Source organism: Nonomuraea sp. NPDC050536 (assembly GCF_044457685.1).
Classification (GTDB): domain Bacteria; phylum Actinomycetota; class Actinomycetes; order Streptosporangiales; family Streptosporangiaceae; genus Nonomuraea.
Genome location: NZ_JBITHD010000004.1, coordinates 462,091 through 485,959, shown reverse-complemented (window position 1 = coordinate 485,959; position 23,869 = coordinate 462,091). Strand labels below are relative to the sequence as shown.

The window sequence follows — 23,869 nt, the reverse complement described above, 5'->3', positions numbered from 1 at the left end:
CCGCTGAGGAATGTTGTGGGATTCCTACATGCGTGAACATGACCCCGGTGGTGTGGGATCGTCCTCATGAATCGAACCATGGTGGGCGATCTGGCCCGGGTGGCGGTCTTCGCCGCCGTAATCGCGGTGCTCGGCCTGCCCGGAGCACTGAACGTCTTCGGCGACGCCGTCCCCATCACCCTGCAGACCTTCGGGGTGATGCTGGCCGGCGCCATCCTGGGCACCTGGCGCTCCGCGCTCGCGGTCGCCGTGCTGCTCATCCTCGTTGCTGTCGGGCTGCCCCTGCTCGCGGGCGGCCGCGGCGGGCTGGCCGTGTTCTTCGGGCCGTCGGCCGGGTTCCTCATCGGCTGGATCCCCGGCGCGGCCGTCACCGGCTGGATCGTGGAGCGCGGCGGCACCCACCCCGGCATCGTCCGCCTGCTCACGGCCTGCCTGGTGGGCGGCGTCCTGGTGATCTACGCCTTCGGTATCCCCGTGCAGGCCGCCATCACCGGCATGTCGCTGGGCAAGGCGGCCCTGCTCAGCATGGTCTTCCTGCCCGGCGACGCGATCAAGGCGGTGCTCGCCTCGATCATCGCCCGAGGCACGCACCGGGCCTATCCTGACGCCATCCCCGCCGTCCACCAGGAACGCGTGCGGGCGGAGTCGCGCTGAGCATGCCGTTCGCCGCACAGGTGGTACGGCATGCCGCCGAACGTCCCCGCCACCCGGCCCTGCGAGGCCCGTCGGGCGAGGTGAGCTACGGCGAGCTCGCCGCGATGATCACCCGGGACCGGGGCCACCGCCCCGGTCAGCTCGTCCCACTCACCCTGCCCGACCCGATCGACCTGCTCGCCGCCGCGCTCGCCGCCGAACACGCGGGCGCCACCCCCCTCATCTGCGACCCCACCTGGTCCGAGGAACGCCGCTGCGCGGTCCTGTCCGGCATGCCGGCGGACCTGCCTTCAGGCGGGTGGGCGTGCTTCACCTCCGGCAGCACAGGCAGGCCGCGGGCCGTGCTGCGGAGCCGGGAGTCCTGGGCCGGGTCGTTCCCGCATCTCGACGCGCTCACCGGGATCGGGCCCGACGACGTCGTGCTCGTGCCGGGATCGCTGGTCTCCTCCCTGTACGGTTTCGCGGCCGTGCACACCCTGGCCGCCGGGGCGACCGCGGTCATGCCGGGGCGCTGGCCCGCCGGAGACCTGGCCGCGCACCTGCGCGACGCCACGGCCGCGCACCTGGTGCCGCACCAGCTGCCCGCCGTGCTCGAGCACGACAACCGGCTGCGCGTGGCCGTGGTCGGCGGCGCGGCGCTGCACGAGCGCCCGCCCGGGCTGAACGTGGTCGCCTACTACGGCGCGACCGAGCTGTCGTTCGTCGCCGTCGACACCGACGGCACGGGGCTGCGCCCCTTTCCCGAGGTGGAGGTCGAGGTCAGGGACGGCGAGCTGTGGGTGCGCTCTCCCTGGCTGGCCCACGGCTACCTCGCCGGAGCCGAGGGACCCCTGCGCCGCGACGCCGGCGGCTGGACGACGGTCGGCGACTTGGCCGAGCCGTACCGGCCCGGCGGTAAGCTGCGGCTGCGGGGCAGGGGCGACGGCGCGATCCAGACCGGCGGCGCGACCGTCGTGCCGGAGGACGTCGAGGCCGTGCTCAGGCGCGTACCCGGCGTGGGCGACGTGGTCGTGCTCGGCTCGCCGCACCCGGAGCTGGGCTCCGTCGTGACCGCCGTCGTCGAGGGATCCGCCTCGCGCGCGGCGCTCGAAGCGGTGGCACGCGGCGGGCTCGACCCCGTGCAGCGGCCCCGCCGCTGGTACACCGCCGACGCGCTGCCGCGCACCCCGACGGGCAAGCCCGCCCGGGCGCTCATCGCCGCCGTACTCGACCAGCTGAAGCGACTCTGACGTGCCACGAACCCAAACCCCGCAGACCCCACCACCGAGGACGACGCCGCCGGGCGCGCCGGTCGTCGTGGCGGCGCGCCGGACGCCCATCGGGACGGCCGGGCACGCCTTCAAGAAGCTGACCGCCGAGCGGCTGGCCGCGCCCGTGATCGCGGCCGTGGCCGGCGACCTGGGCGGGCTGCCGGTGGACGACGTCGTGCTGGGCAACTGCATGGGGCCCGGCGGGAATCTGGCCCGCGTGGCGGCCCTGGCGGCCGGGCTCGGCCACGAGGTGCCGGGGCTGACCGTGGACCGGCAGTGCGGCAGCGGGCTGGCCGCCATCCTGGTCGCCGCGCAGGCGATCGGCAGCGGCGCGATGGACGTGGTGATCGCCGGAGGCGTGGAGAGCGCCTCCACGGCGCCGCTGCGGACCCAGGTGGGCGCGGCCGAGCCGTACCAGCGAGCGCCCTTCGTGCCGGAGGGCTGGCCCGACCCCGACATGGGACCCGCCGCGGAGGCACTGGCGAAAGCCAGGGGGATCAGCAGGGAACGGCAGGACGCCTACGCCTGCCAGAGCCACGCCAGGGCGCTGGCCACCGACTTCGGGCAGGAGATCGTCCCCATCGAGGGGCGCACGACCGACCAGCGGCCACGCCCGCTGAAGCCGGCGTCGCTGGCCCGGCTGCCCGCGGCGTTCGTGGCGGGCGGGACCGTGACCGCGGGAAACTCCTCGCCCATCAGCGACGGCGCCGCGGCCGTGGCCGTCGTGCCCGACCGGCTGCGCGCGGGCAGGCCGGGCCTGCGGCTCGTCACCGGCGCGGTGGCCGGCTGCGACCCCGAGCTGCCCGGCTGGGGCCCCGTACCCGCAATCAGGAAATGCCTGGAAGAGGCGGCTATCGGGATAGAAGCCATCCAAGCCGTGGAGATCGTGGAGGCGTTCGCCGCCCAGGTGCTGGCCGTCACCGACGCCCTCGGCGTCGAGCGTGACCGCGTCTGCGCGGGCGGCGGCGCGCTGGCGCTCGGCCACCCCTGGGGCGCCTCCGGCGCGGTGGCCGTCACCAGGTTGTTCACGCGCCTGGTACGTTCGGGCGCGCTGCGGGGGACTCTGGGCCTGGCCGCGGCCGCGGTCGGCGGCGGCCTGGGAGTCGCCGCCCTGTTCGAGGTGGTGTGAGTGATCGAGTTGGCCGACGTCCACGTGCGGCTGGGCGAGCGCGACGTGCTGCGCGGCATCACGCTGACGCTGGCCGAGCGGCACGTCGGCATCGTCGGCGCCAACGGCTCGGGCAAGAGCACGCTCGCCCGCCTGCTCAACGGCCTGGCCAGGCCGACCTCGGGCACCGTGACCGTGCTCGGCCTGGACACCCGCCGCGACGGCGCCAAGATCAGGCGGCGGGTCGGCTTCCTGTTCACCGACCCCGACGCGCAGATCGTCATGCCGACCGTGGCCGAGGACGTGGCCTTCTCCCTGCGCCGCAAGGGTCTCACCCGCCAGCAGGTCGACGCCCGCGTGCGTGAGGTGCTGGAGCGGTACGGCCTGGGCGAGCACGCCGCCCACCCCGCGCACCAGCTGTCCGGCGGTCAGAAGCAGCTGCTCGCGCTCTGCTCGGTCATGGTGCTCGAACCCGACATCCTGGTCATGGACGAGCCCACCACCCTGCTCGACCTGCGCCACTCGCGGCGCGTGGCCGACCTCGTGAACGGCCTGGACCAGCAGGTCGTGGTCGTCAGCCACGACCTGGAGCTGCTGTCGGGCTTCGACCGGGTGCTCGTGCTCGACGAGGGCAAGATCGTGGCCGACGACGAGCCTGGCGCCGCGATCGGCTACTACCGCAGGCTCATGTCGTGAGCGTCGGCTTCAAACTGCTCGGGCTGGCCGCCGGATGCACGGTCCTGGTGCTACTGCGCTCGCCGTGGGCGCTGGCAGGCGCCGCGGTCGCCGTCGCAGCGCTCTACGCGGGCGCCCGGGTCGGGCTCGCGGCGGCGTGGGCGCAGATCCGGCCGCTGCGCTGGTTCGCGGTCCTGCTGTTCTGCAGCCAGCTGCTCTTCGCCGACCTGCCGACCGCGATCTCCTCCACGCTGCGGGTCCTGCTCGCGGTGGCGCTGGCGGGGCTCGTGACGCTCACCACGCCCACCTCCGAACTGCTGGCCTGGCTCGACCGGCGCGGCGTGCCGCCCAAGGTGTCGCTGCTGCTGTCGCTCACGCTGCGCAGCGTGCCCGTGATGGCCGAGCTGGCCGTACGGGTGCGCGAGGCGCAGCGGGCCAGGGGAGTGGAGCGCAGCGTACGCGCGTTCGCCGTGCCGCTGCTGGTCAGCGCGCTGCGCCACGCCGACGCGCTCGGCGAGGCGCTGAGCGCGCGCGGCGTCGACGACTGATCACGGCTCCCGCAGCGGCAGCTCGACCGAGATCGTCAGGCCGCCCTCCTCGCGCGGGCTGGCCACCACTGTGCCATCGTGCGCCTCGGTGATGACCCGCACGATCGACAGGCCCAGCCCACTGCCCCGGTCGGAGCGCAGCCGGTCACCGTGCAGCCGGCGGAACGGCTCGAAGATCGTCTCGATCTCGTACGGTGCCACCTGCAGCCCGGTGTTGGCCACCACCAGCTCCACGACGCCGGCCGCCGGGCCGCCGCGGCGCCGGGTCGTCACCCACACCTCGCCCTTGGGCTGGTTGTGCCGGATCGCGTTCTCCACCAGGTTCTGCACGAGCCGCTCCACCAGCACCGCCTCGCCCGCGGTCGGCGCGGGGTCGAGCAGCCGGTGGATCGTCACCTCGCGCTCGGCCGCCTCGGCCGCCGCCTGGTCCAGCACGTGCTCGGCCACGTCCTGCAGGTCGAACGGCCGGCGGTCGAGCACCGCCTGCTCGCCCTCCGTCAGAGCGAGCAGCCCGTCGATGAGCCGCTCGTGGCGCGCGTTGACCAGCAGCAGCGACTCACCCAGCCGCCGCACGTCCTCGGTGGCGTCGGGCCTGCGCACCGCCACGTCCACCAGAGTCCTGTTGATCGTCAGCGGGGTGCGCAGCTCGTGCGAGGCGTTGGCCACGAACCTGCGCTGCCCGTCGAAGGAACGGGCCAGCCTGCCGAGTATCGTGTCGTAGATCTCGGTGAGCTCCTTGAGCTCGTCGCGTGGCCCCTCGTAGCCGATCCGCTCGCTCAGGTCCTGGCTCTGCGCGATACCGCGGGCCGAGGCGGTCACGTTGCTCAGCGGGCGCAGCACCCACCCCGCCGCCCGCCACCCGATGCCGAAGGCCGCCGCCGTGCCGGCGAGCACCGCCAGCGCGCCCACGGTCCGGACGTTGGACAGCGTGTCGGCCTGATAGACGGCCCGCACCTGCATGGCCCGCTGCCTGGCCACCTCGTAGTAGTCGTCGAACCGCTGGAACTCGTTGACCCCCCAGGGCCTGTTGATCAGGATGCTGCTCGGCGTGAGCAGCCCGGCGCGGTAGTCCAGGCTCTGCCGTACCACCACGTAGATCCCGACGAGCACCAGCGCGGCCAGGACGAAGAACACCCCGGCGCAGGCCAGGGAGAAACGCAGCCGGATGCTCATGGAATGCGGTACCCCGATCCGGGAACGGTCTCGATGACCTGTGGCTCGCCCAGCTTCTTGCGCAGCTTCATCATCGTGGTGCGCACCGTGTTGGTGAACGGGTCGATGTGCTCGTCCCACACCCGCTCGAGTAACTCCTCCGCCGAGACCACCGCCCCCTGTGCCCGCAGCAGCTCGGCCAGCACGCCGAACTCCTTCCGGGCCAGCGGCACGTACACCCCGTCGCGGAACACCTGCCGGTGCGCCCAGTCCAGCCGGATCCCGGCCCGCTCCAGCATCGGCCGGTCCGCGGGTCGGGCCCGGCGGCCCAGCGCGTGCACCCGCGCCACCAGCTCCTCGAACGCGAACGGCTTGGGCAGGTAGTCGTCGGCCCCCAGCGACAGCCCCGCCACCCGTGCGCGCACATCGGAAGCCGCGGTCAGCATCAGCACCCGCACCAGCCAGCCCCTGTCGACGACGGTCCTGCAGACGTCGTCGCCGTGCACCTGCGGCAGGTCCCTGTCCAGGATCAGCACGTCGTACTCGTTGACGCCCAGCCGCTGCAGAGCCGCCTCGCCGTCGTAGGCCACGTCGACCGCCAGCGCCTCACCGCGCAGCCCCTCGGCGATCGAGTCGGCGAGCATGCGCTCGTCCTCGGCGACCAGAACCCGCACCCGCGCCCCCTAAAAGCTCGAAATGCCCGGCATCTTCCCGTAATTCGCATAACGCGGGCATAACCACATGTGGTGACGTTCAGGTTAGCGGTCACCCGCTGAACTGCCGCTCCATGACCGTCCTGAGCCCGCCGGGCGTCGTCGCCGACGTTCCCGTCGCCGGGCCCCGCCACCGGTTGTTCCTGCTCGTCCTCGTGCCTGCCGCGGCGCTTCGGGTGCTCATCATGCTCGCCTACGACAGCGCGCAGGTCTACTGGTACGACTCGTTCGAGTATCTCGACATGGCCGTGCACCCGCGGCCCGGCGAGCAGTTCCACCCGGCCGGCTACTCCTGGTTCCTGTGGCTGCTGCGGCCCTTCCACAGCGTCCAGGTGATCGCCGGGATCCAGCACGCGCTCGGGCTCGGCGTGGCCGTGCTGATCTACCTGCTGCTGCGCCGGTACGCCGTGCCCGCCTGGGGCGCGACGCTGGCGTGCGTGCCGGTGCTGTTCGACCCGGCCTTCCTGCGCCAGGAGCACGCCATCCTGTCGGACCTGCAGGTCTACGCCCTCCTGCTGGCCGCGCTCGCCGTGCTCATGTGGCACGAGCGGGTCACGGCCAGGGCGGCCGCGGTGAGCGCGCTGCTCGTCGCCCTGGCCGGGCTGACCCGCACGGCCGCCGCCCCGCTGCTGGTGCTGGTGGTCGGCTACCTGCTGGTACGGCGGGCCGGATGGCGCCCGGTGGCCGTGGCCGTCGCCGCCGGAGCGCTGCCGCTGGTGGCCTACGCGGGCTGGTTCCAGGCGGCTTACGGGCGCTTCACGCTGACCGGGGCCGACGGGGTGTCGCTGTGGGCCAGGACCATGACGTTCGCCGACTGCCGGGTGATCGAGCCGCCCCGGGACCTGGCCCGGCTGTGCCCCAACGGGACCCGGCTCGACGCCGCCTCGGAGTACGTGTGGGATGCCCACGCCTCGATCAACCTGATGCCAGGAGGCCGGTACGCCGCCAACGCCCTCGCCAAGCGGTTCGCCGTCGCGGCCATCCTCGCCCAGCCGCTGGACTACCTGCGGAACGTGGCCGCCGACACCTCGCTGGCCTTCACCTGGATCCCGGTGGCGCACCCCCGGCGGGTCTCGTCCGGGCTGTCGTTCCCGCACGTCTCCATGACGCTGCCCGCCGGGCAGCCGCTGATCGACAAGGTGAAGGCCGAGTACGACCCGGACATCCACGGGCTGACCTCCGTCGAGCCGTACGGCACGGTCCTGTCCGCCTACACCTACCCGTGGGTCCTGCACGCTCCGGTGTTCGGGCTGATCCTGCTAGCCGGCGGGGTGGGCGGGCTCTGGCGCGACAGGCGGGCACTGCTGCCATGGGCCTTCTCAGTAGCCCTGCTCGTCGGGCCCGTCGCGGTCCTCGACTTCGACCAGCGCTACGTCACCCCGGCGATCCCCTTCGCCTGCATCGCGGCGGCGATGGCCCTCCGCACCCGCACACACGGGCGAAATGTTCCGTAGCATGCGAGCATCACGAGCGTTGGGGGCGCCAGGGTGCCAGGGCAGGGCGTGGGAGTGGTGGTCGATCCGGGAGTCGCCCCGGAGATCGCCGGGCTGCTGCGCGCGAACCCCCACCTGCTGTCCAGGATCAGGGCCGGATGGGTGCCTCCGCCCGCCGTACCCGAGCCACGGCACAGGAGCCCGTCGCACGTCGCGCTGCTGGCCGCCACGCCCGTCGTCCTCGCGCTCATGGCCGTCCTGCTGGAGTCCCCGATACGGCCCGTCGGGTTCGTGCTGTTAGGGGCGTTCGTCTTCGTGGTGCTGATCCGCATCGCCTCGATCAACGAGGTGCCCCCCGGCGAACGGCCGCGCGAGCGCGAGCTGCTGGAGAAGGCCCGCCTGAACGACGGCCGCTACCTGCTGCCCGAGGACTTCGACGAGGAGGCCGCCGCGCTGCTACGGCGCGCGCAGCAGGCCGGCACGCTCGTCCTGCACTCCCACGTCAACGCGGAAGGGCTGCTGGACGGCCCGCGCAACGCCTTGCTCCTGCCCGAGCAGGAGTGGGAGATCGCCCGGCTGCTCGCCAAGCTGTCCGCGCTCCGCGCCGAGCACGTCGAGCTGCTCGAACGCGGTATCGCGCCCGAGGTGGCCGCCGTCGTCGAGCATCTGGAGGGGGCCCTGGCCATCAGCCAGGAAGCGGTCACCGCCCGCGTCGAGGCCCTGGAACGCTACGCCGAGCACGTCGCCGAGGCCGAGCGCGCCTACCACGCCCGCGGCCAGATCGAGGAGCTGCGCGCCCGGCTGCCGCGCTACGAGGAGCTGCTGGCCGAGTCGGGGGCCGACGCGCTGGCCGTACCGGAGCTCGAGCGGCTGGCGCGGGACGCCGACGACCTCGAGCGCGTTCTGCGGCGAAGTGTCACCTCGGCGCAGGAGGCCTTCCGCTATCTCGAAGGCTGACATCCGGACAGACCGCCACTTAGGATCCGAAGTGTGCCCGGGCGTCTTGCGAAGGTGGTCGTAGATCCGGCCGTGCCGGAGGAAATGGCGGAGCTGCTGCGGCAGAATCGCAAGATCCTCTCCCGGATGCGCACGGGCTGGGCGCCCGACTACAAGCGCCCCGCGCCCGTGATCGGCGTCGCCTTACGCGCCGTCTTCAGCGTGAGCGCCGTGGCCGCCGTGCTCATCGGGCTCGGGCTGTTCCGCGACGGCGCCTACTCCGCCTTCGTGGTCGCGATGTCGGCCGCCGCGCTGCTGATCATGGGCGTGCTGCTGATCCCGCGCAGGAACACCGAGATCGAGCGGATCAGGGCCGCCGAGCTTGACATCTACGACAGCGCCCGCAAGTACGAGGGCCACTACGTGGTCCGCGAGGACCTCGACGAGCCGGGCAGGACGCTGCTCGGCCGGGCGCAGGCCGCCATCCAGGGCGTCACCGACTCCACCGTCAACGCCGAGGGGCTCCTCGACGGTGTGCGTAACGCCGTCATGCTGCCCGCCCAGGAGTGGGAGATCGCCCGGCTGCTGGCCAAGCTGTCGGCGCTGCGCGCCGAGCACGAGGAGGTCGTCGCCGAGGGCATCACCCCCGAGGTGGCCGCTGTCGCGGAACCCCTGGCCGAGGCGCTGGCCATCAGCCACCAGGCGGTCACCGCCCGCGTCGAGGCGCTGGAACGTTACGCCGGGCACGTCGGCGAGGCCGAGCGCGCCTACCGGGCGCGCAACCAGATCGAGCGCTTCAGCGCCAAGCTGCCCCGCTACGAGGAACTGCTGGCCGAGTCCGGGGCCGACGGGTCTGCGGTCCCGGAGCTGGGCCGGTTGTCCGAGGACGCCGACCGGCTCGAACAGGCGCTGCGCGACAGCGTGAAGTCGGCACACGAGGCGTTTCGCCACCTGCGCGACTAAGATCCATATGCATGGCGGAAATGGTGGTCGATCCGGGGGTACCACCCGAGGACGCTTCGTTACTCCACGACAACCCGCACCTGCTGTCCAGAATGCGCCGCGGTTGGGTGCCCGACCCGCCGCCCCGCCGGGCAGGCCGCCTCGCTCGCGTGAGCGTGGTGATCGTCGGCCTGCTCACGATCCTCCTGATGCTGATGATCTCCGGGATCGTGGGCACCAGCACGGGCGCCCTGCTCCTCGGCGTGATCGGTGTCCCGCTGATCATCATGTCCCTCGTCGGCGCCGACATCCCCGAGGGCGACGGCGTGCGCACCGACCGGGAGACCTATCAGCGGGCCCGCTGTTACGAGGGCCAGTACGTGCTGCCAGAGGAGCTGGACGAGGCCTCGCAGCGCCTGCTCGCCCGCGCCCAGTCCGCGATCAGGGCGGTCACCTACTCCTCCGTCAACGCCGAGGGGCTGCTCGACGGTGTGCGCAACGCGGTCATGCTGCCCGCCCAGGAGTGGGAGATCGCCCGGCTGCTGGCCAAGCTGTCCGCCCTGCGCGCCAAGCACCGGCAGACGGTCTCGGAAGGCCTCACCCCCGAGGTCGCCGCCGTCGCGGAACCCCTGGCCCGCGCCCTGGACAGCAGCGAGGACGCCGTCGTCGCCCGGGTGGAGGCCCTCGAACGTTACGCCACCAACGTCGCCGAGGCGGAACGCGCCTACCGCGCCCACCACCAGATCGAGGAACTACGCGGGCGTCTGGGTGAATACGAGGAGCTCGTCGCGGAATCGGGCGCGGACAGCTTCGCCGTACCGGAGATCACCCGGCTGGCTCAGGAGGCCGACCAGCTGGAACAGGCCCTGCGCCGCAGCATCACCTCCGCCCACGAAGCCTTCAGACACCTGCCCGGCGAGTCATGATCGTCGACCCTGCCCTGGACCCGGCCGACATCCGCCTCATGCACGCCCACCGGGCCCTGGTCGTGCGCCTGCGCCAGGGCTGGATGCCGAACAAGCCGACCTCCACCAAACCGCCGTTCGGCTCGGGTACTAGGCGGCCGGCTGGGCGGTGGACAGCAGCAGGTCGCAGAGCGCGTCGGCGGCGTCCAGGCGGCCGAGCTTGGAGGCCGCCTCGGCCATGGACGCGCGCAGTGCCGGGTCCGCCAGCAGAGGCATGAGTTCGGCCAGGAGCTGGTCCGCCGTGGGGTTGGGCTCGAGGAAGGTCCGGGCGGCGCCCGACGACGCCAGGTAGCCGGCGTTCTTGCGCTGCTCGTCGCCGCCCGTCGGGATCAGCGGGATCAGCACCGACGGCTTGCCGATGGCCGTCAGCTCCGAGACCGTGCCCGCGCCGCTGCGCGAGATCACCACGTCCGCCGCCGCGAACAGGTCAGCCAGCTCCGACCCGACGTAGGGGACCGGGTGGTAGCGGTCCACGAGCCCGGCAGGCAGCGCGATCGCCCGCATCTGGTCGATCCACGCGGGCCCGCACTGATGGACGATCTGCGCGTGCGGCAACAGCCGCGGCAGCGCCTCCGCGATCAGCGTGTTGATCTGCTTGCTGCCCTGCGCGCCGCCGGTCACGTAGATCAGCGGCACCTCGAAGGTCAGCCCGAACAGGTCGTAGGCGGCCGCCTTGTTGCCCTGCAGCAGCTCGGGCCTGATCGGGTTGCCGGTCACCACGGCCTTGGCCCGCGCCGAGGCCGGCAGGTACTCAAGCGACGACTCGTGCGACAGCGCGATCCTGGTCGCCAGCCGTGCCAGGATCCGGTTGGCCAACCCCACCACGGTCGTCTGCTCGTGCATCACCAGCGGCCGCCTGATCAGCTTGGCCGCCACCCCGATCGGCACCGCCACGTAGCCGCCCGTCGACAGCACCACGTCCGGCAGGTAGCGGGCCGCGTGGCCCACCGCCTGCGCGACGCCCACCGGGATGCGGAACACGTCGGCGATGTTGGTGCCCAGCTCCTTGATGTTCGGCCGGCGGCGCAGCTTGCCCGTGGTGATCGCCTTGAACGGGATGCCGTGCTCGGCGGTGATGCGGGCCTCCAACCCGTTCGCCGTGCCCACCCACAACACGTCGAGCGGCAACTGGCGCCGCTGCACCGCGGACAGGGTGGTGAGGGCCGGGTAGGTGTGACCGCCGGTGCCGCCACCGGTGATCAGCAGTCGCAGGGTTCGTGACATGCGATCAGAGTATGGCCGCACAGCGGAACCCGGTGTGCCCGGTCGACGAGTCAGGCGTGTTCGCCGTCCTCGCCGCCACCCGATACCGGTTGCAGTAGGAATCATGGCACATGTACGACCCGCCCCTCATGACCTTGGCTGTTCCCGTTTCCGGGCCCGCCGGGTTCTCGGCGCGCGGCTCCCATGCGGTGTCCCACCAGTCGGCCGTCCACTCCCAGACATTTCCCGAGACGTTGTACAGGCCGTAGCCGTTGGGCTGGAACGACTTCACCGGCATCGTTCCCTTGCTCGGCGCGCTGGGGAAGTGGCCCTGCCAGATGTTGCACCGCTGCCTGCCGTGGGGCGCCAGCTCGTCGCCCCACGGGTACCGCTTGCGCTCCAGGCCGCCGCGGGCGGCCATCTCCCACTCGGCCTCGGTCGGCAGCCGCTTGCCCGCCCACGTGGCGTAGGCGCCGGCGTCGTTCCACGACACGTGCACGACCGGGTGGTTCTGCCTGGCCGAGATCGACGAGCCGGGACCCTCGGGGGAGCGCCACGTCGCGCCCTCCACGCCCACCCACCAGGGGGCCTGCGGCACGGTCGCGTCCATGATCCCGTGCCTGGCGAACTGGCGGAACACGAACGACCAGCCGATCGACTCCGCCTCCGTGACGTACCCGGTCTCCTTCACGAACGTGGCGAACTGGGCGTTCGTCACGCACGCCGGGTCGATCAGGAACGGTGCCAGCCGTACCTCGCGGACCGGACCCTCGCCGTCCTCGGGGCGCCCGTCGGGGTCGTCGCCGCCCATCAGGAACGTCCCGCCCGGGATGCGCACCATGCCGCGCGGCTGATGCCTCGGCTCGACCCTGACCTGGTACGGCGGAGCCTGCGCATCCCTGCTCGGCCCGCAACACGCGCTTCCCACCCGAGGAAGGGTAGCCTGCTTCGCCGTACCGGCCGCATACCGGTAGCGTCATCAACATGCGACTCGGCGTGCTGGACATCGGTTCGAACACTGTCCATTTACTGGTCGTCGACGCCCACCGCGGCGCCCGGCCGATCCCGGCGTACTCCCACAAGGAGGAGCTGCGCCTCAACGAGCTGATCAACGCCGAGAACCGCCTGACGGACGAGGCCATCGAGCGGCTGGGCGACTTCACCGAGGAAGCGCTGCGCATCGCCGAGGACAAGGGCGTCGAGGACTTCCTCGCCTTCGCCACCTCCGCCGTCCGCGAGGCCGCCAACGGTGAGGAGGTCCTGGCCAGGGTCGAGCAGCGTTGCGGGGTCAACCTGCAGGTCCTGTCGGGGCGGGACGAGGCCCGCCTGACGTTCCTGGCCGTGCGCCGCTGGTTCGGCTGGTCGTCGGGGCGGCTGCTGGCCTTCGACATAGGGGGTGGCTCGCTGGAGATCGCCGCCGGCGTCGACGAGGAGCCCGACGTCGCCGTGTCGCTGCCGCTCGGCGCGGGGCGGCTGACGCGCGGCTGGTTCACCGCCGACCCGCCGCCCGCCGACGAGGTCCGCAAGCTCCGCAAGCACGTGCGCGCCGAGATCGCCCGCACGGTCGGCGACGTCGCCAGGTACGGCGCGCCTGACCGGGCCGTGGCCACCTCCAAGACCTTCAAGCAGCTGGCCCGCATCGCCGGGGCGGCCCCCTCCAGCGACGGCCTCTACGTGTCCCGCTCGCTCACCCGCGAGTCCATGGCCGACTGGGCGGCCAAACTCACCACCCTGAGCTCCGCCGAACGCGCCCAGCTCTCCGGGGTCTCCGAAGGCCGCGCCATCCAGCTGGCCGCCGGAGCCCTTGTCGCGGACGCCGCCATGGACCTCTTCGAGGTCGACCGCCTGGAAGTCTGCCCCTGGGCCCTCCGCGAAGGCGTCATCCTCCGCCGCCTCGACATCCTCCCCTGAGGCCAGCAGCGCGATCTGGCCGCCCGCAGATCCATTTCAACCGCTCGGCGCGATGGAGTCCCTCCTGTGGGTCCTGCCGGTCGACAAGACCGGACGACCCACCGGCCCGGCCCGGCAGGTCACCCGAGAGCTGTCCGACTCCCCGACCTGGGCCGGCGACTCCACGACACTGCTCTACCTGAACGGCAGGCGGCTGAAGACCGTCAACGTCGACGGCACGTCCGGCCGGTCCATCCCTGTCCAGCTGTCCTGGCGCAACGATCCCGGCCCCGACCAGGTCGTCATCCACGCCGGCCGCATGTGGGACGGTGTCAAACAGGTCTCGTCCCACTACCACTACCCGGCGATCGCGATGGGCGGCGACCAGACCGAGCATGTCGGCGCGACCAACCGGTTCGGCTACTCACGCACCGTCACCAATGTCGGCTCCGCCTACTCAGACGTCCTCTCCATGTTCAACGCGTCGAAGATGGCCCGCACCCCCACCTTGTTCAGCTCAAGCACCCTGTACAAGGAGGACACCGACGAACGGGTCCGCAGGCTCTACCCGAACTGGCGGATGGCGAAGCTACAGGCGTCGGTCACCTCCGCGCAAACCACCGACCAGACGGTGATCAGGGCGAACCTGGCCAACCAGGTCGCGCAGTTGGTGGCGATGATCCGCGGCGGCGGCGTCGTCACCGCCGGCACCGACGCACCGATCGATCACCTCGCGGTCAGCCTGCACATGAACCTGGGAGCCATGGTCAAGTACGGCCTGACCCCACTGGAGGCGCTCACCAGCGCGACCGGCACGTCCGGGAGATACCTCGGCCAACCGCTGGGCAGGATCGGCAAAGGCATGTACGCCGATCTGGCCATCGTCGACGGTGACCCGCTGTCCCGAATTGAGGACGCCGCGAACGTCACCGCCGCCGTCGTCGGCGGGAGGCACCACACGGTTGAGCAGTTGCTCGCGCCGTACCCGTCGTCAACGGCCACCGACCAAGCCGCGCCTGGTGCCTTGGCGCCTCCCGGCAAGATCAAAGCCCGTGTCCCCGCACACCCGAGCACCGCGGGATTCTGGTGGAACAACCCCACCGAGCTGGAGCGAGCCCGCGTCTCCTGCGACCACGACCACTAGCCTCGGGCTCTTCACCGGAACTTGTCATTGAAGGCTTGGGGTGCAGCGGCTTCCGTTAGGAAGAAGCGGGCGGTGGCGTCGTCGGCGGGGAAGTATGCCTCGACGGCGATCTCTTCCAGGGTGACGTCGAAGGCAGCGCCGAATGTGGTGATGGTGTTGATGAAGCACAGCTCCGCTCCGCGATGGTGGATGCGGATGGGCAGCGCGATGTCGGCTGGATCGGGCGGCGGCGGATCGTCGGCGGGGCCGTAGGACAGCAGTTCCTCATACAGCGCGCTCAGCTCTGGCTCGCCGCTCTGCGCCACCTGACGGGCGAGCCGGGGCAGTAGGTAGGCGCGGACCTGCCCGAGGTTGCGCAGCCGCGGCGCGAACCCGCCCGGATGCAGGCCCAGTCGCATCATGTTGACCGGCGGTTGCAGCAACGCTGCGTCGACGCCCTCCAGGAAGACGTCGATCGCGGTGTTGGCGAACAGCATGTTCCAGCGACGGTCCACGGCGAGCGCCGGATACGGTTCGTGCCCCCGCAGGATCTGCATCAGGACATTCCGTGCCGAGGCCAGGTGCGGGTCTTCCAGCGGGCGTTCGCGGACGACGGGTGCGTGCCCGGCCGCGACCAGCAGGCGGTTGCGTTCCCGCAACGGGACGCCCAGATGCTCGGCCAGCCGCAACACCATCACGCTGCTGGGAATGGTCCGTCCCGTCTCCACGAAGCTGACGTGCCTTGCGGACACGTCCGCCTGGATCGCCAGGTCGAGCTGGCTGAGCCCTCTGCGGTGCCGCCACTCGCGTAGCAGCTCACCGACCGGCCGGTCCTGCATCATGCGGCGATTATCGTCCCGTCTCGTCGATGACCACGATTACATGCCATGTAATCGACAGGGCCGGGCAGCGGCTGGAACGGTGGCCCGCATGAACGAGACCAGCAAAGCCGCACGCAACAAGCACCTGGTTGTCGACGGCTTCACCCAGTTCGCGGCGGGGAACATCGACGTGCTCCGCACGCTCCTGCACGAAGACTTCATCGAGCACAGCCCGGGAAACCCCTCCGGGCGGGAGGCGTTCATCGCGTTCATCGCCCAGGCTCCCGTGGCCCGCGCCCGGCTGGACCTCAAACGGGTCATCGCCGACGACGATCACGTGGCGATGCACTACCACATGACCACACCCGACGACCCGCGCGGCGTCGCCGTCGTCGACATCTGGCGCCTGACCGACGGCCAGATCGTCGAGCACTGGGATGCGGTCCAGCCAGTGCCGGAACCCGCCCAGGTTCCCCACGGAATGTTCTGAGCCGACGGGATCTCCACGGCCAAGGAGGTCTGATCCGCCTGGAATCCGTTCATCCGCGAGGCGTCCGGCCACCTTGGGCTCACCCTGAGGATTTCCCAAGCCCAAGCCCAAGGACGGCCGACGAGGTTCTCGGTGTCACGGCACACCCCACCGGGCAGTGGGTCACCCAGCTCCGGCCTCGGCGGCTCCCGGATGATCCCGCGCCTACCTGATCAACACCTCCTCCGCCTCCAACCCCTGGTGGCGACAAATCTGGACGGGGGGCCCTGGCGACTAGGACAGGATGTCGGTGACCAGGGTGATCGATCCGGCCGCCACGAGGAGCAGGGAGATCAGCGTGGCCCGGCCCTTGGGCATACCCCCTTGGACCGAGGAGCGCCAGTAGAGCAGCGCGCCCGCCAGCACCAGGGCGGCCTCGGCGGCGGCGGTGGCGCCGGGATGGCGCCAGAGCCCCAGCCCGAGCCTGGGTCCCGTACCAGGGATGAGGGCGAGGTCGGTGCGGTGGACGATCAGGTCGAGGACCCAGTGCGAGAACACGACGGCGCCGATGACGACCCCGCCCCTGCGCCCCCAGCGCCGCGCCGCGACCCAGCCGGTGACCCCCGAGATGACCAGCGAACCCACTAGGGAATGGGTGTAGTCGGCGTGGATGATGCCCTCGCCGTATCCGGCGTGAGTGCCGGAGACCGGGTCGATGTGCTCGACGCCCGCGAGCAGCAGGGGGATGAACAGGACGTCCAGCCAGACGGCGGCGAGCATCAGCGCCCAGAGGGGCACCGACCGCTGCGTGGACTTGACCACCGCGGCGAGCCCGAAGTGACCGGTGATCATTTGCCCTCGCTTCGCGCGTCGAGTACGCCGATGACGACGCAGAACAGGAGGATGCCGACAACGAACGCCATCTCAGGCCTCGGCCCTGTGCTTGAGTGCTTGGTTGAGGGCGCGGAAGTCGTCGGCGGTCCGGGCGACCGCCCCGCCGAGGAAGGGCGTCAGCAGTCCGGTGAACTTCTCGCTCTGGATCAGGTTGGTGCCACTTGCGGTCCGGTGCAGCACGAACCGGTGCTCGCCGTCGAAAATGCCGGGAATGCCCAGGCTGCCGCGCCAGCACAAGGTTCTGGGGGGATCGGCGATCAGCACGCGCGGGCGGAAGGTGGTGGGCTTGCCGTCACCGCCGGGGAACATGCGCAGGACCAGGGTGGCCCCGACTGTGATCTCCCCGGAAGCCTGCTTGATGAACGGGTTCCAGTCGGAATAGGACTTCACATCGGTAAGGATCTGCCAGACCACCTCCGGCGAGGCGGTGATCTCGACAGATTCCGAAATCGAACGCATGTCGCCAACCGTGGTGGAAACCGGGCACCTCGAACAACGCCGATTCGGGCAACGACCGTTAAGCTACGCCGAACGATGGAGAGATACGAGATCGAGGCCTTTCTGACGCTCGCCGAGGAACTGCACTTCGGGCGGGCGGCCGAACGGCTCGGCTTGTCCAAGGCCCGGGTCAGCCAGACGATCAGCAAGCTGGAGCGTCGGATCGGCGCGCCCCTGTTCGACCGGACGAGCCGCGCGGTACGGCTGACGCCGATCGGGCAGACCTTCCGCGACGATCTCGCGCCCGGCTTCGAGCAGATCCGGGGGGCGGTCAAGCGGGCGATGGCGGCGGGGCGGGGGTTCACCGACGTGCTGCGGGCCGGGTTCCTGTGCGCGGCGGCCGGGCAGAACCTGCTGCGGATCGCCGAGAGGTTCGGGCGGGACTTTCCCGAATGCGAGGTCCGCTTCCGGGAGACCCAGATCGGCGACGGGTTCGAAGGGCTGCGGGACGACGTGTTCGACGTGCTGCTCACCATGTTCCCGGTGCGCGAGCCGGACCTGCGCAGCGGCCCGGTGCTGCTGTCGGAGGGGCGCGTGCTGGCGGTGCCGTCAGGCCACCCGTTCGCCCGCCAGTCATCGCTGGTCATGGCGGACCTGGCCGGCCAAACGGTCATCGACCTGCCGCACACCCTGCCGGACTACTGGGTCGCTTCGCGGATCCCGGCGCACCTGCGCCGTGGCCCGGTGGCCAACACCTACCAGGAGATCCTCACCATGGTGGCCGGAGACCGGGGAGTCTTCCCGCTGGGCGAGTTCACCGGTCAGTTCTACGCACGTCCAGATGTCGCCCTGGTCCCGATCTCCGACGGACCGCCGTTGGACTGGGGGCTGACCTGGCGCGCCGCGGCGGAAACCGCCCGAATCAGGGCCTTCACTCAATACGCCTGAGTTTATGGGGCGGCCGAGTTCTTGGCACCCACAGGCATCCCCGCATCCTTTCCTGTGGGGCGCCAATATCCCGTTCATCGCTTCGAGCTGCGAAGTCTAGGGGAGTGGTTGCCCTTGGTCGAGCAATCACACATCGATAGAAATACGTGGTCCAGAGCAGACAGTGCAATTTTCGGCACCCAGTGTCCAGCGAACGCACAGATCAGACGCGGTCACTTCACGGCTCGCACGAATTGCGCGACGGTAGCTGGGGAAGATCGTGATCTTCGACAGGGGTTGAGGGGCATCCGCGGGAAAAGGTGTTGGTGGGGATGACCCGTGGCTGCTAGCGTGCGGGACACCGTGACTGGACGCAAGGAGGTGAGACCCCATGAACGCTGTATCCATGTGGGTGCTCCCACTCTGCCGTCACGGTGGGCGATTGACGTAGGTGTCGCCGGGAGCGCCTGAACAAGGCACTCCCGAAAGGCGACAACCTATGAACTCTGTGCATGTACCTTCGAGTGCGGGCGAGCACTCGGTAGTGATCACGCGGGTCGCGGACCGGCAATGGAACGCTGTGGACGACGGCCGGGTGGTCGGTCGTGGCGACGCTTCGCGCAGGCCCGACGGGCGGATCTTCGTCAGCATCGACTCGTGGCACGGCGCGGTCTTCGACCGACTCGCCGATGCGATGCTGGCGGACCTGCCGACGCCGCTGTACACGCTGGTCGACGAGACCGACCTCGACTTGACGTCCAGTTGGGAGCGAGCCGGCTTCACGATCCGGCGCCGCGAGTGGGAGTACCTCGTGCCCACCGACCCGCGGGTCACGGGGCTCAACTCAGTACAACCGCCGTCGGGCGTGACGATAGTGCCCGCCGGTGAGGCAAACGAAGGCCCTCTGCGCACTTTGGACCGCGCGATTCGCGACGAAGTCGAGGCCACCGTCGGATGGCAGTCGATGCCGGCTGAGGTGTTGCCCCTCCCGGACGGGATTACCGTGCTGGACCCGTCGAAGTATGCGGTGGCAGCACTGTCCGATCAATACGTGGGACTGCTCCGGTTGGCGCCGGTGGCCCGGCAGCCGCGGATCGGGCTGATCGCGGTCCGGGCCGGCCGGCACCGCCGCGGCATCGCCCGGGCGCTGCTGGCCCACGTGCTGGGTTCGCTGCACCGCTCCGGGATCGGAACGGCATCGGCAGAAGTGAACGAATCCAACAGAGCAGCCATGGCGCTGTTCGAGGGCGCCGGCGCCCAGCGCGCGAGCAGCAACCTGGAGTTGGTGCGCCGCTGACGCCTCACCACATCACCACGCGACTGGACCGACCCCGAACGGTCACCGACCGAAGAAGCGAGAGAACATGGCAAGAACAGCAGGGGGCATCGAAGTGGAGGGCACCGTCGTCGAGTGCCTACGCAACGCCACCTTCAAGGTGGAGCTCCAGAATGGGCACAAGCTGCTCGCACACATCAGCGGGAAGATACGAAAGAACCACATCAAGATCTTGCCGTTTGACCGGGTGCTCGTGGAGCTCAGCCCGTACGACCTCACCCGTGGCCGGATCCTCTTCCGTTACAGGGCGTAGCGGCGGGCGGGACGCGCGGAAAGAGGAAAGCGGTGGGTGATGGAGGAATCAAGACCAGATCCTTCGGCCTGACCTGACAGATATCGGCGCCCGGCCACAAAGTCGGGCGCCGGTACCGCCTGCGCATCCAGATGATGGATCCACGCAGCTGAAGTCCCGCCAAGCGTCTCACGGCCGAGGGCAAGCCGCGACAGCGCGGACGCTGCCCCGCGCCCGAAAGAGGCGCCGACCACGCGCTTCCAGCGCGTTGATGCGTACGCGCGAACGAATTCCAGGAGATCCATTCGTCTGGGGATACCTATTCCGTCCGCCGTGCATTCCCGAGACTTTCGGTCATGGCATTGCGTGACATCGCTCTCGCGTACTACGACGCCGTAGACGCCGGTGACAACAAACGCCTGCTGGCGATGTTCCACCCTGACGTCGTCTATCGGCGCGGTGGCTACCCCGCCATCAAGGGGTCTGAAGCTTTACGCGACTTCTATGAGAACGTCCGAATCATCGAGCACGGCAAGCATCACATCGACACCATCGTCTGCGACCACGGCGAGGTCGCGGTGCGCGGCCGCTTCACCGGAACCGCCAGAGACGGTCGCGCCCTCTCCATCGGATGGGCGGACTTCATGACCTTCGACCGCGGCCTCATCCGGGAGCGTGTCACCTACTTCTTCGCGCCGGGAGTTTGAGCGTGTTCGATCTCATCACCACCGACGGCCACGAGCAGGTCATGCTGTGCCACGACAAGGCGACAGGTCTCAAGGCCGTCATCGCCATTCACGACACCACGCTCGGTCCCGCTCTCGGCGGGGTCCGCATGGTGCCGTACGCCACCGACGACGAGGCCATTCGGGACGCGCTGCGCCTGGCGAAAGGCATGACGTACAAGGCTTCGCTCGCGGGCCTGAACCTCGGCGGCGGGAAGAGCGTGATCATCGGGGACCCCGGCCGGGACAAATCCGAGGCGTTGCTGCGCACGATGGGCAGGTTCATCCAGACCCTCGGCGGTCGCTACATCCCCGGCATCGACAGCGGGACGACGCAGGATGACCTTCGGGTGATAGGGCTGGAAGCCGAGCGGGTCTCCTGCGTCGGCGAGGATCCGTCACCGCGGACCGCGCTGGGGGTCTATGCGGCCATCGTCGCCGCGATCCGCCACCTGCACGGCACGCCCGATCTGGCGGGCATGCGGATCGCCGTGCAGGGCGTCGGTCACGTGGGTGCGGCGTTGGCTCGCATGCTCGTCCGGGATGGTGCGGAGCTCGTGATCACCGATGTGCGCATGGCTCTCGCCAAGCAGGTGGCCAACGAGCTCGGGGCGGCTGTCGTCGAGCCGGACGCCATCGTGAGCGTGCCCTGTGACGTCTTCGCACCCTGCGCTCTGGGCGACGCGATCAACGACGACAGCCTCAAGGTGCTGGATGCCGCGATCGTCGCCGGCGCCGCGAACAACGTGCTCGCCGTACCCGAGCACGGGGCTGAGCTGCATCGCAGAGGAGTGCTCTACGCGCCCGATTACGCGGCCAACGCCGGCGGGATCATATTCCTGGCCGAGGAGATGCTGGGCCACGACGCGCCCACGACCGATCGCCGGGTCATGACGATCGGTGACACGCTGGCGACCGTGTGGCGGCGCTCCGGAGAGGAGGATCTTCCACCGGAGGTCGTGGCCGATCGCATGGCGGAAGAACGCATCGAAGCGATCCACAGTGCCGATTGAGCGGCAGACGCACCCACGCCTTCGGATGCCCATACCAACGACACCGGCTTTTTCGTATCGGCATCCGGACTACGGCTCGTTGAAGTCACCTAGCCTGCCGATGCACGTGGATCGATTCGAGGGAGAGCCTGGTGGAAGCGGTGCCGGCCTCGACGGCCCCTGACGGGTTGGTGCGCTGATACGGAAAGGCGGCCAAGCTTTGTCCCGCACGCACAATCGTGGCACGTTCGACCTGCCATAACGTCACCGATATGTCCCTTCATGACCGCGCAGTCGTCGCGGACACGCACAACGACCTGCTGATGGCGGTCGTCGAGCGCCCACCTGCCCGGTGGGCGGACTTCTTCAGGGAGCGCTGGCTGCCGCAGCTGCGCGAGGGCGGGGTCGACCTCCAGGTCCTGCCGGTCTTCGTCGACGATCAGTTCCGGCCGGAGGGCGCGCTCCGCCGTACGCTGCGCATGGTCGAATGCGCGCACACGATCGCGGAGGGCAACGCGGATGCCGTACGGCTGTGCCGTACCGGAGAAGAGATCGACGAGGCGCTGGAGCAGGACAAGATCGCCCTGGTGCTCGCGCTGGAGAGCGCGCCCGGCGTGGATGCGGACGTGGAGCTGTTCAGAACGCTGCACCGGCTGGGTGTGCGGGTCGCGTCGATCGCGCACTGGGGCCGCTCGGCGCTCGCCGACGGCAGCGGCGAGGACGCGACCGGAAGCAGGCTGACCAGCGCGGGCGTCGAGGCCCTCCGGGAGCTGGAACGGCTCGGTATCGTCTTCGACATCTCCCACCTCGGCGCGTCCGGTGTGGCTCACGTGCTGGAGCTGGCGACCCGGCCCGTCATCGCCTCGCACTCCTCGGCGCGTGCGTTGTGCGACCACCACCGCAACCTGACCGACGACCAGATCCGGGGGGTCGCGGCCACAGGTGGAGTCGTGTGCGTGAACTTCGTGCCCGACTTCCTCGACACCGAGCGTGAGCGGCAGACGATCGACCGGCTCGTCGACCACATCGAGCACGTCGTGTCGGTCGCCGGCATCGAGCATGTGGGGATCGGTCCCGACTTCCTGCGTGAGGTGCTCGCCGACGTCGTGCCGGCGTGCTGCGACGAGGTGGACTACACGGGCGTCGCCAACGACGCGAGCCTGCCCGGCCTTGACGGGCCGGCCGAGCTGCCTGCTCTCACGGCGGCGATGGTACGGCGCGGCCTCGAGGACAAGGACATCGAGGCGATCCTGGGCGGAAACGTTCTACGGCTGTTCCGGGCGGCGTTGTGAGCAAGCTCGTCCGCGGGCCGGTGGCGCGATGAGCGACGTGGCGATCAGAGAGCTGCATGACCTCGACGAGTTCAACGCCGTCCTGGCGCTGTTCACCGAGATCTGGGGGTCGACACCGGGGAACGAGCCGGTCACCGTCGAGCAGATGCGCGCGCTGACCCATGCGGGCAACTACGTGACCGGCGCTTACCGGGACGGGCGACTCGTCGGTGCGGCAGTCGGTTTCTTCTCCGCGCCCGTCGGCACCTCGCTGCACTCACACGTCACCGGCGCGCTGCCCGGGTACGGGGCCGGGTACCTGCTGAAGCTGCATCAGCGTGAGTGGGCGCTGGCCCGCGGGCTGGAACGCATCACGTGGACCTTCGATCCGCTGATCCGCCGTAACGCCTACTTCAATCTGGCCAAGCTGGGCGGGCTGCCTGAGGAGTACCTGCCGCGCTTCTACGGGTCCATCCACGACGAGATCAACGGCGGCGACGACACGGATCGCGTTCTGGTCGGCTGGCACCTGACCGAGACGCGCGTCGGTGCGCGGGTCCCGGAGGACGCCCGGGTCGCGCTCTGCGAGCGGGACGGCAGGCCCGTCATCGGCACGATGGACGCCAAGACCCTGCTCGTCGAGACCCCTCCCGACATCGAGGCGCTACGTCACACCGATCCCGGCGCGGCCCAGGCTTGGCGGCTCGCGCTGCGCGAGGTACTCGGTGGCCTGTTGCTCGAGGGCGCTCGGGTCACCGGATTTCACGACAAATCCAGTTATGTGGTTACGAGGCCTTCTTGAAGGTCACCGGAAGGGCCCCCGGGGAACCCGGAAACAGCAGGGAAAGGCCCAGCTCGGCACGCAACTCCCTGATCAGGTTGAGCACCGCGCCCTGCACCGACACGTCCAGTGCGGAGGTGATCTCGTCGGCGATGAGCAGGTCGGGCTTGGCGGCCAGCGCGCGGGCGATGGCGACCCGCCGACGCTGCCCGCCGGACAGCTCGCGCGGGTACCTGGCCGCCGTCGCAGCGGGCAATGAGACCAGGCCGAGGAGGCGTTCGATCTCCGCCCGATCACGCTTGCCCACCCCTTCGCCGATCGCGTCGCCGGAGTTTGGAGTAGGAGTATCCGGCGCCGGGGACCTCGAACTGGGCCGCCAGGGCCGCAAAGC

28 protein-coding genes are annotated in these 23,869 nt (G+C 70.3%); 19 read left to right on the top strand and 9 right to left on the bottom strand.

Translation table 11 applies throughout. The annotated features are described in order from the left end of the window. The first annotated feature begins 66 nt into the window (after nt 1-66). From ACIBHX_RS15470 to ACIBHX_RS15450, 5 genes are read left to right on the top strand one after another with little or no spacing between them, the layout of a single operon-like run. Nucleotides 67-654, top strand: a complete 588-nt coding sequence (locus ACIBHX_RS15470) for a biotin transporter BioY (RefSeq protein ID WP_397067715.1) — start codon at nt 67-69, stop codon at nt 652-654. 2 nt (nt 655-656) lie between these two features. Continuing rightward, complete coding sequence (locus ACIBHX_RS15465; protein ID WP_397067714.1) at nt 657-1,883, top strand: AMP-binding protein; 1,227 nt, start codon at nt 657-659, stop codon at nt 1,881-1,883. 1 nt (nt 1,884) lies between these two features. Then, entirely contained in the window at nt 1,885-3,033 is a 1,149-nt protein-coding gene (locus ACIBHX_RS15460; RefSeq protein WP_397067713.1) for a thiolase family protein, read from the top strand. Further along, entirely contained in the window at nt 3,034-3,708 is a 675-nt protein-coding gene (locus ACIBHX_RS15455; protein WP_397067712.1) for an energy-coupling factor ABC transporter ATP-binding protein, read from the top strand. It abuts the gene before it with no gap. Further along, nucleotides 3,705-4,235, top strand: coding sequence for an energy-coupling factor transporter transmembrane component T family protein (locus ACIBHX_RS15450; RefSeq protein ID WP_397067711.1), 531 nt, complete (start codon nt 3,705-3,707; stop codon nt 4,233-4,235). Before ACIBHX_RS15455 ends, ACIBHX_RS15450 begins: the two co-directional genes overlap by 4 nt. On the opposite strand, the gene ACIBHX_RS15445 is transcribed toward ACIBHX_RS15450, so the two are convergent. Together ACIBHX_RS15445 and ACIBHX_RS15440 are read right to left on the bottom strand one after the other, a co-directional pair. Further along, nucleotides 4,236-5,408 carry a sensor histidine kinase gene (locus ACIBHX_RS15445; protein ID WP_397067710.1) on the bottom strand — a complete coding sequence of 391 codons (1,173 nt, stop codon included), beginning with the start codon at nt 5,406-5,408 and terminating at the stop codon, nt 4,236-4,238. Continuing rightward, nucleotides 5,405-6,061: a response regulator transcription factor gene (locus tag ACIBHX_RS15440; protein WP_397067709.1), complete on the bottom strand. Its 657-nt coding sequence runs from the start codon at nt 6,059-6,061 to the stop codon at nt 5,405-5,407. Before ACIBHX_RS15440 ends, ACIBHX_RS15445 begins: the two co-directional genes overlap by 4 nt. 113 nt (nt 6,062-6,174) lie before the next feature. Between ACIBHX_RS15440 and ACIBHX_RS15435 the strand changes: the two genes are divergently transcribed. Genes ACIBHX_RS15435 through ACIBHX_RS15420 form a run of 4 tightly spaced genes read left to right on the top strand, consistent with a single transcriptional unit; the run spans nt 6,175 to nt 10,337 of the window. Further along, nucleotides 6,175-7,554, top strand: a complete 1,380-nt coding sequence (locus ACIBHX_RS15435; RefSeq protein WP_397067708.1) for a hypothetical protein — start codon at nt 6,175-6,177, stop codon at nt 7,552-7,554. Nucleotides 7,555-7,602: 48 nt separating this feature from the next. Continuing rightward, nucleotides 7,603-8,490 (top strand): hypothetical protein, encoded by an 888-nt coding sequence (locus ACIBHX_RS15430; protein WP_397067707.1) that lies wholly within the window; start codon nt 7,603-7,605, stop codon nt 8,488-8,490. A gap of 33 nt (nt 8,491-8,523) precedes the next feature. Then, nucleotides 8,524-9,432, top strand: a complete 909-nt coding sequence (locus ACIBHX_RS15425) for a hypothetical protein (RefSeq protein WP_397067706.1) — start codon at nt 8,524-8,526, stop codon at nt 9,430-9,432. Between the two features lie 11 nt (nt 9,433-9,443). Then, on the top strand, nt 9,444-10,337 hold the full coding sequence (locus tag ACIBHX_RS15420; RefSeq protein WP_397067705.1) for a hypothetical protein: 894 nt from the start codon (nt 9,444-9,446) through the stop codon (nt 10,335-10,337). Between the two features lie 129 nt (nt 10,338-10,466). Here the strand turns inward: ACIBHX_RS15420 and ACIBHX_RS15415 are convergent, their stop codons facing one another. Continuing rightward, the gene (locus ACIBHX_RS15415; protein ID WP_397067704.1) at nt 10,467-11,600 is read right to left on the bottom strand and encodes a UDP-N-acetylglucosamine--N-acetylmuramyl-(pentapeptide) pyrophosphoryl-undecaprenol N-acetylglucosamine transferase; all 1,134 of its coding nucleotides are present in this window, start codon (nt 11,598-11,600) and stop codon (nt 10,467-10,469) included. A gap of 4 nt (nt 11,601-11,604) precedes the next feature. Beyond that, complete coding sequence (locus tag ACIBHX_RS15410; protein WP_397067824.1) at nt 11,605-12,420, bottom strand: formylglycine-generating enzyme family protein; 816 nt, start codon at nt 12,418-12,420, stop codon at nt 11,605-11,607. Nucleotides 12,421-12,563: 143 nt separating this feature from the next. Here ACIBHX_RS15410 and ACIBHX_RS15405 point away from each other — a divergent pair, with 143 nt between their 5' ends. Together ACIBHX_RS15405 and ACIBHX_RS15400 are read left to right on the top strand one after the other, a co-directional pair. Then, nucleotides 12,564-13,490 carry a Ppx/GppA family phosphatase gene (locus ACIBHX_RS15405; protein WP_397067703.1) on the top strand — a complete coding sequence of 309 codons (927 nt, stop codon included), beginning with the start codon at nt 12,564-12,566 and terminating at the stop codon, nt 13,488-13,490. A 52-nt stretch (nt 13,491-13,542) separates the two neighbouring features. Further along, nucleotides 13,543-14,613 carry an amidohydrolase family protein gene (locus tag ACIBHX_RS15400; RefSeq protein WP_397067702.1) on the top strand — a complete coding sequence of 357 codons (1,071 nt, stop codon included), beginning with the start codon at nt 13,543-13,545 and terminating at the stop codon, nt 14,611-14,613. Between the two features lie 11 nt (nt 14,614-14,624). On the opposite strand, the gene ACIBHX_RS15395 is transcribed toward ACIBHX_RS15400, so the two are convergent. After that, nucleotides 14,625-15,434: a helix-turn-helix domain-containing protein gene (locus ACIBHX_RS15395; RefSeq protein WP_397067701.1), complete on the bottom strand. Its 810-nt coding sequence runs from the start codon at nt 15,432-15,434 to the stop codon at nt 14,625-14,627. An 88-nt stretch (nt 15,435-15,522) separates the two neighbouring features. Between ACIBHX_RS15395 and ACIBHX_RS15390 the strand changes: the two genes are divergently transcribed. After that, nucleotides 15,523-15,903, top strand: coding sequence for a nuclear transport factor 2 family protein (locus ACIBHX_RS15390; RefSeq protein ID WP_397067700.1), 381 nt, complete (start codon nt 15,523-15,525; stop codon nt 15,901-15,903). A gap of 273 nt (nt 15,904-16,176) precedes the next feature. Here ACIBHX_RS15390 and ACIBHX_RS15385 read toward each other — a convergent pair whose 3' ends face one another. Together ACIBHX_RS15385 and ACIBHX_RS15380 are read right to left on the bottom strand one after the other, a co-directional pair. Then, nucleotides 16,177-16,734: a permease gene (locus ACIBHX_RS15385; RefSeq protein ID WP_397067699.1), complete on the bottom strand. Its 558-nt coding sequence runs from the start codon at nt 16,732-16,734 to the stop codon at nt 16,177-16,179. A 72-nt stretch (nt 16,735-16,806) separates the two neighbouring features. Then, the gene (locus ACIBHX_RS15380; RefSeq protein ID WP_397067698.1) at nt 16,807-17,235 is read right to left on the bottom strand and encodes an SRPBCC family protein; all 429 of its coding nucleotides are present in this window, start codon (nt 17,233-17,235) and stop codon (nt 16,807-16,809) included. Nucleotides 17,236-17,310: 75 nt separating this feature from the next. On the opposite strand from ACIBHX_RS15380, the gene ACIBHX_RS15375 reads away from it, so the two are divergent. From ACIBHX_RS15375 to infA, 3 genes are all read left to right on the top strand, one after another. Next, nucleotides 17,311-18,162: a LysR family transcriptional regulator gene (locus ACIBHX_RS15375; protein ID WP_397067697.1), complete on the top strand. Its 852-nt coding sequence runs from the start codon at nt 17,311-17,313 to the stop codon at nt 18,160-18,162. Between the two features lie 523 nt (nt 18,163-18,685). Then, complete coding sequence (locus ACIBHX_RS15370; protein WP_397067696.1) at nt 18,686-19,438, top strand: GNAT family N-acetyltransferase; 753 nt, start codon at nt 18,686-18,688, stop codon at nt 19,436-19,438. Nucleotides 19,439-19,505: 67 nt separating this feature from the next. Next, nucleotides 19,506-19,730, top strand: a complete 225-nt coding sequence (infA, locus tag ACIBHX_RS15365) for a translation initiation factor IF-1 (protein WP_397067695.1) — start codon at nt 19,506-19,508, stop codon at nt 19,728-19,730. Here infA and ACIBHX_RS15360 read toward each other — a convergent pair. Next, nucleotides 19,718-20,014, bottom strand: coding sequence for a hypothetical protein (locus tag ACIBHX_RS15360; protein ID WP_397067694.1), 297 nt, complete (start codon nt 20,012-20,014; stop codon nt 19,718-19,720). The genes infA and ACIBHX_RS15360 overlap by 13 nt on opposite strands. A gap of 51 nt (nt 20,015-20,065) precedes the next feature. Here ACIBHX_RS15360 and ACIBHX_RS15355 point away from each other — a divergent pair, with 51 nt between their 5' ends. The 4 genes from ACIBHX_RS15355 to ACIBHX_RS15340 all read left to right on the top strand — a co-directional run bounded on the left by ACIBHX_RS15355 (nt 20,066) and on the right by ACIBHX_RS15340 (nt 23,499). Next, a complete protein-coding gene (locus tag ACIBHX_RS15355) occupies nt 20,066-20,416 on the top strand; it encodes a nuclear transport factor 2 family protein (protein WP_397067693.1) in 351 nt (116 codons plus the stop codon). Nucleotides 20,417-20,457: 41 nt separating this feature from the next. After that, nucleotides 20,458-21,447, top strand: a complete 990-nt coding sequence (locus tag ACIBHX_RS15350) for a Leu/Phe/Val dehydrogenase (protein WP_397067692.1) — start codon at nt 20,458-20,460, stop codon at nt 21,445-21,447. Nucleotides 21,448-21,698: 251 nt separating this feature from the next. Continuing rightward, on the top strand, nt 21,699-22,718 hold the full coding sequence (locus ACIBHX_RS15345) for a dipeptidase (protein ID WP_397067691.1): 1,020 nt from the start codon (nt 21,699-21,701) through the stop codon (nt 22,716-22,718). After that, on the top strand, nt 22,618-23,499 hold the full coding sequence (locus ACIBHX_RS15340; protein WP_397067823.1) for a GNAT family N-acetyltransferase: 882 nt from the start codon (nt 22,618-22,620) through the stop codon (nt 23,497-23,499). Before ACIBHX_RS15345 ends, ACIBHX_RS15340 begins: the two co-directional genes overlap by 101 nt. On the opposite strand, the gene ACIBHX_RS15335 is transcribed toward ACIBHX_RS15340, so the two are convergent. Beyond that, nucleotides 23,483-23,785, bottom strand: a complete 303-nt coding sequence (locus ACIBHX_RS15335; protein WP_397067690.1) for an ATP-binding cassette domain-containing protein — start codon at nt 23,783-23,785, stop codon at nt 23,483-23,485. The genes ACIBHX_RS15340 and ACIBHX_RS15335 overlap by 17 nt on opposite strands. Nucleotides 23,786-23,869 lie beyond the last annotated feature (84 nt).

Excerpts from the sequence above, each read along its gene's own strand:
- ACIBHX_RS15470 (WP_397067715.1), top strand. The coding sequence starts at position 67 with ATGAATCGAACCATGGTGGGCGATCTGGCCCGGGTGGCGGTCTTCGCC.
- ACIBHX_RS15465 (WP_397067714.1), top strand. The coding sequence starts at position 657 with ATGCCGTTCGCCGCACAGGTGGTACGGCATGCCGCCGAACGTCCCCGC.
- ACIBHX_RS15445 (WP_397067710.1), bottom strand. The coding sequence starts at position 5,408 with ATGAGCATCCGGCTGCGTTTCTCCCTGGCCTGCGCCGGGGTGTTCTTC.
- ACIBHX_RS15435 (WP_397067708.1), top strand. The coding sequence starts at position 6,175 with ATGACCGTCCTGAGCCCGCCGGGCGTCGTCGCCGACGTTCCCGTCGCC.
- ACIBHX_RS15420 (WP_397067705.1), top strand. The coding sequence starts at position 9,444 with ATGGCGGAAATGGTGGTCGATCCGGGGGTACCACCCGAGGACGCTTCG.
- ACIBHX_RS15415 (WP_397067704.1), bottom strand. The coding sequence starts at position 11,600 with ATGTCACGAACCCTGCGACTGCTGATCACCGGTGGCGGCACCGGCGGT.
- ACIBHX_RS15410 (WP_397067824.1), bottom strand. The coding sequence starts at position 12,420 with ATGGTGCGCATCCCGGGCGGGACGTTCCTGATGGGCGGCGACGACCCC.
- ACIBHX_RS15405 (WP_397067703.1), top strand. The coding sequence starts at position 12,564 with ATGCGACTCGGCGTGCTGGACATCGGTTCGAACACTGTCCATTTACTG.
- ACIBHX_RS15400 (WP_397067702.1), top strand. The coding sequence starts at position 13,543 with ATGGAGTCCCTCCTGTGGGTCCTGCCGGTCGACAAGACCGGACGACCC.
- ACIBHX_RS15395 (WP_397067701.1), bottom strand. The coding sequence starts at position 15,434 with ATGATGCAGGACCGGCCGGTCGGTGAGCTGCTACGCGAGTGGCGGCAC.
- ACIBHX_RS15390 (WP_397067700.1), top strand. The coding sequence starts at position 15,523 with ATGAACGAGACCAGCAAAGCCGCACGCAACAAGCACCTGGTTGTCGAC.
- ACIBHX_RS15385 (WP_397067699.1), bottom strand. The coding sequence starts at position 16,734 with ATGATCACCGGTCACTTCGGGCTCGCCGCGGTGGTCAAGTCCACGCAG.
- ACIBHX_RS15380 (WP_397067698.1), bottom strand. The coding sequence starts at position 17,235 with ATGCGTTCGATTTCGGAATCTGTCGAGATCACCGCCTCGCCGGAGGTG.
- ACIBHX_RS15375 (WP_397067697.1), top strand. The coding sequence starts at position 17,311 with ATGGAGAGATACGAGATCGAGGCCTTTCTGACGCTCGCCGAGGAACTG.
- infA (WP_397067695.1), top strand. The coding sequence starts at position 19,506 with ATGGCAAGAACAGCAGGGGGCATCGAAGTGGAGGGCACCGTCGTCGAG.
- ACIBHX_RS15360 (WP_397067694.1), bottom strand. The coding sequence starts at position 20,014 with ATGGATCTCCTGGAATTCGTTCGCGCGTACGCATCAACGCGCTGGAAG.
- ACIBHX_RS15355 (WP_397067693.1), top strand. The coding sequence starts at position 20,066 with ATGGCATTGCGTGACATCGCTCTCGCGTACTACGACGCCGTAGACGCC.
- ACIBHX_RS15350 (WP_397067692.1), top strand. The coding sequence starts at position 20,458 with ATGCTGTGCCACGACAAGGCGACAGGTCTCAAGGCCGTCATCGCCATT.
- ACIBHX_RS15345 (WP_397067691.1), top strand. The coding sequence starts at position 21,699 with ATGTCCCTTCATGACCGCGCAGTCGTCGCGGACACGCACAACGACCTG.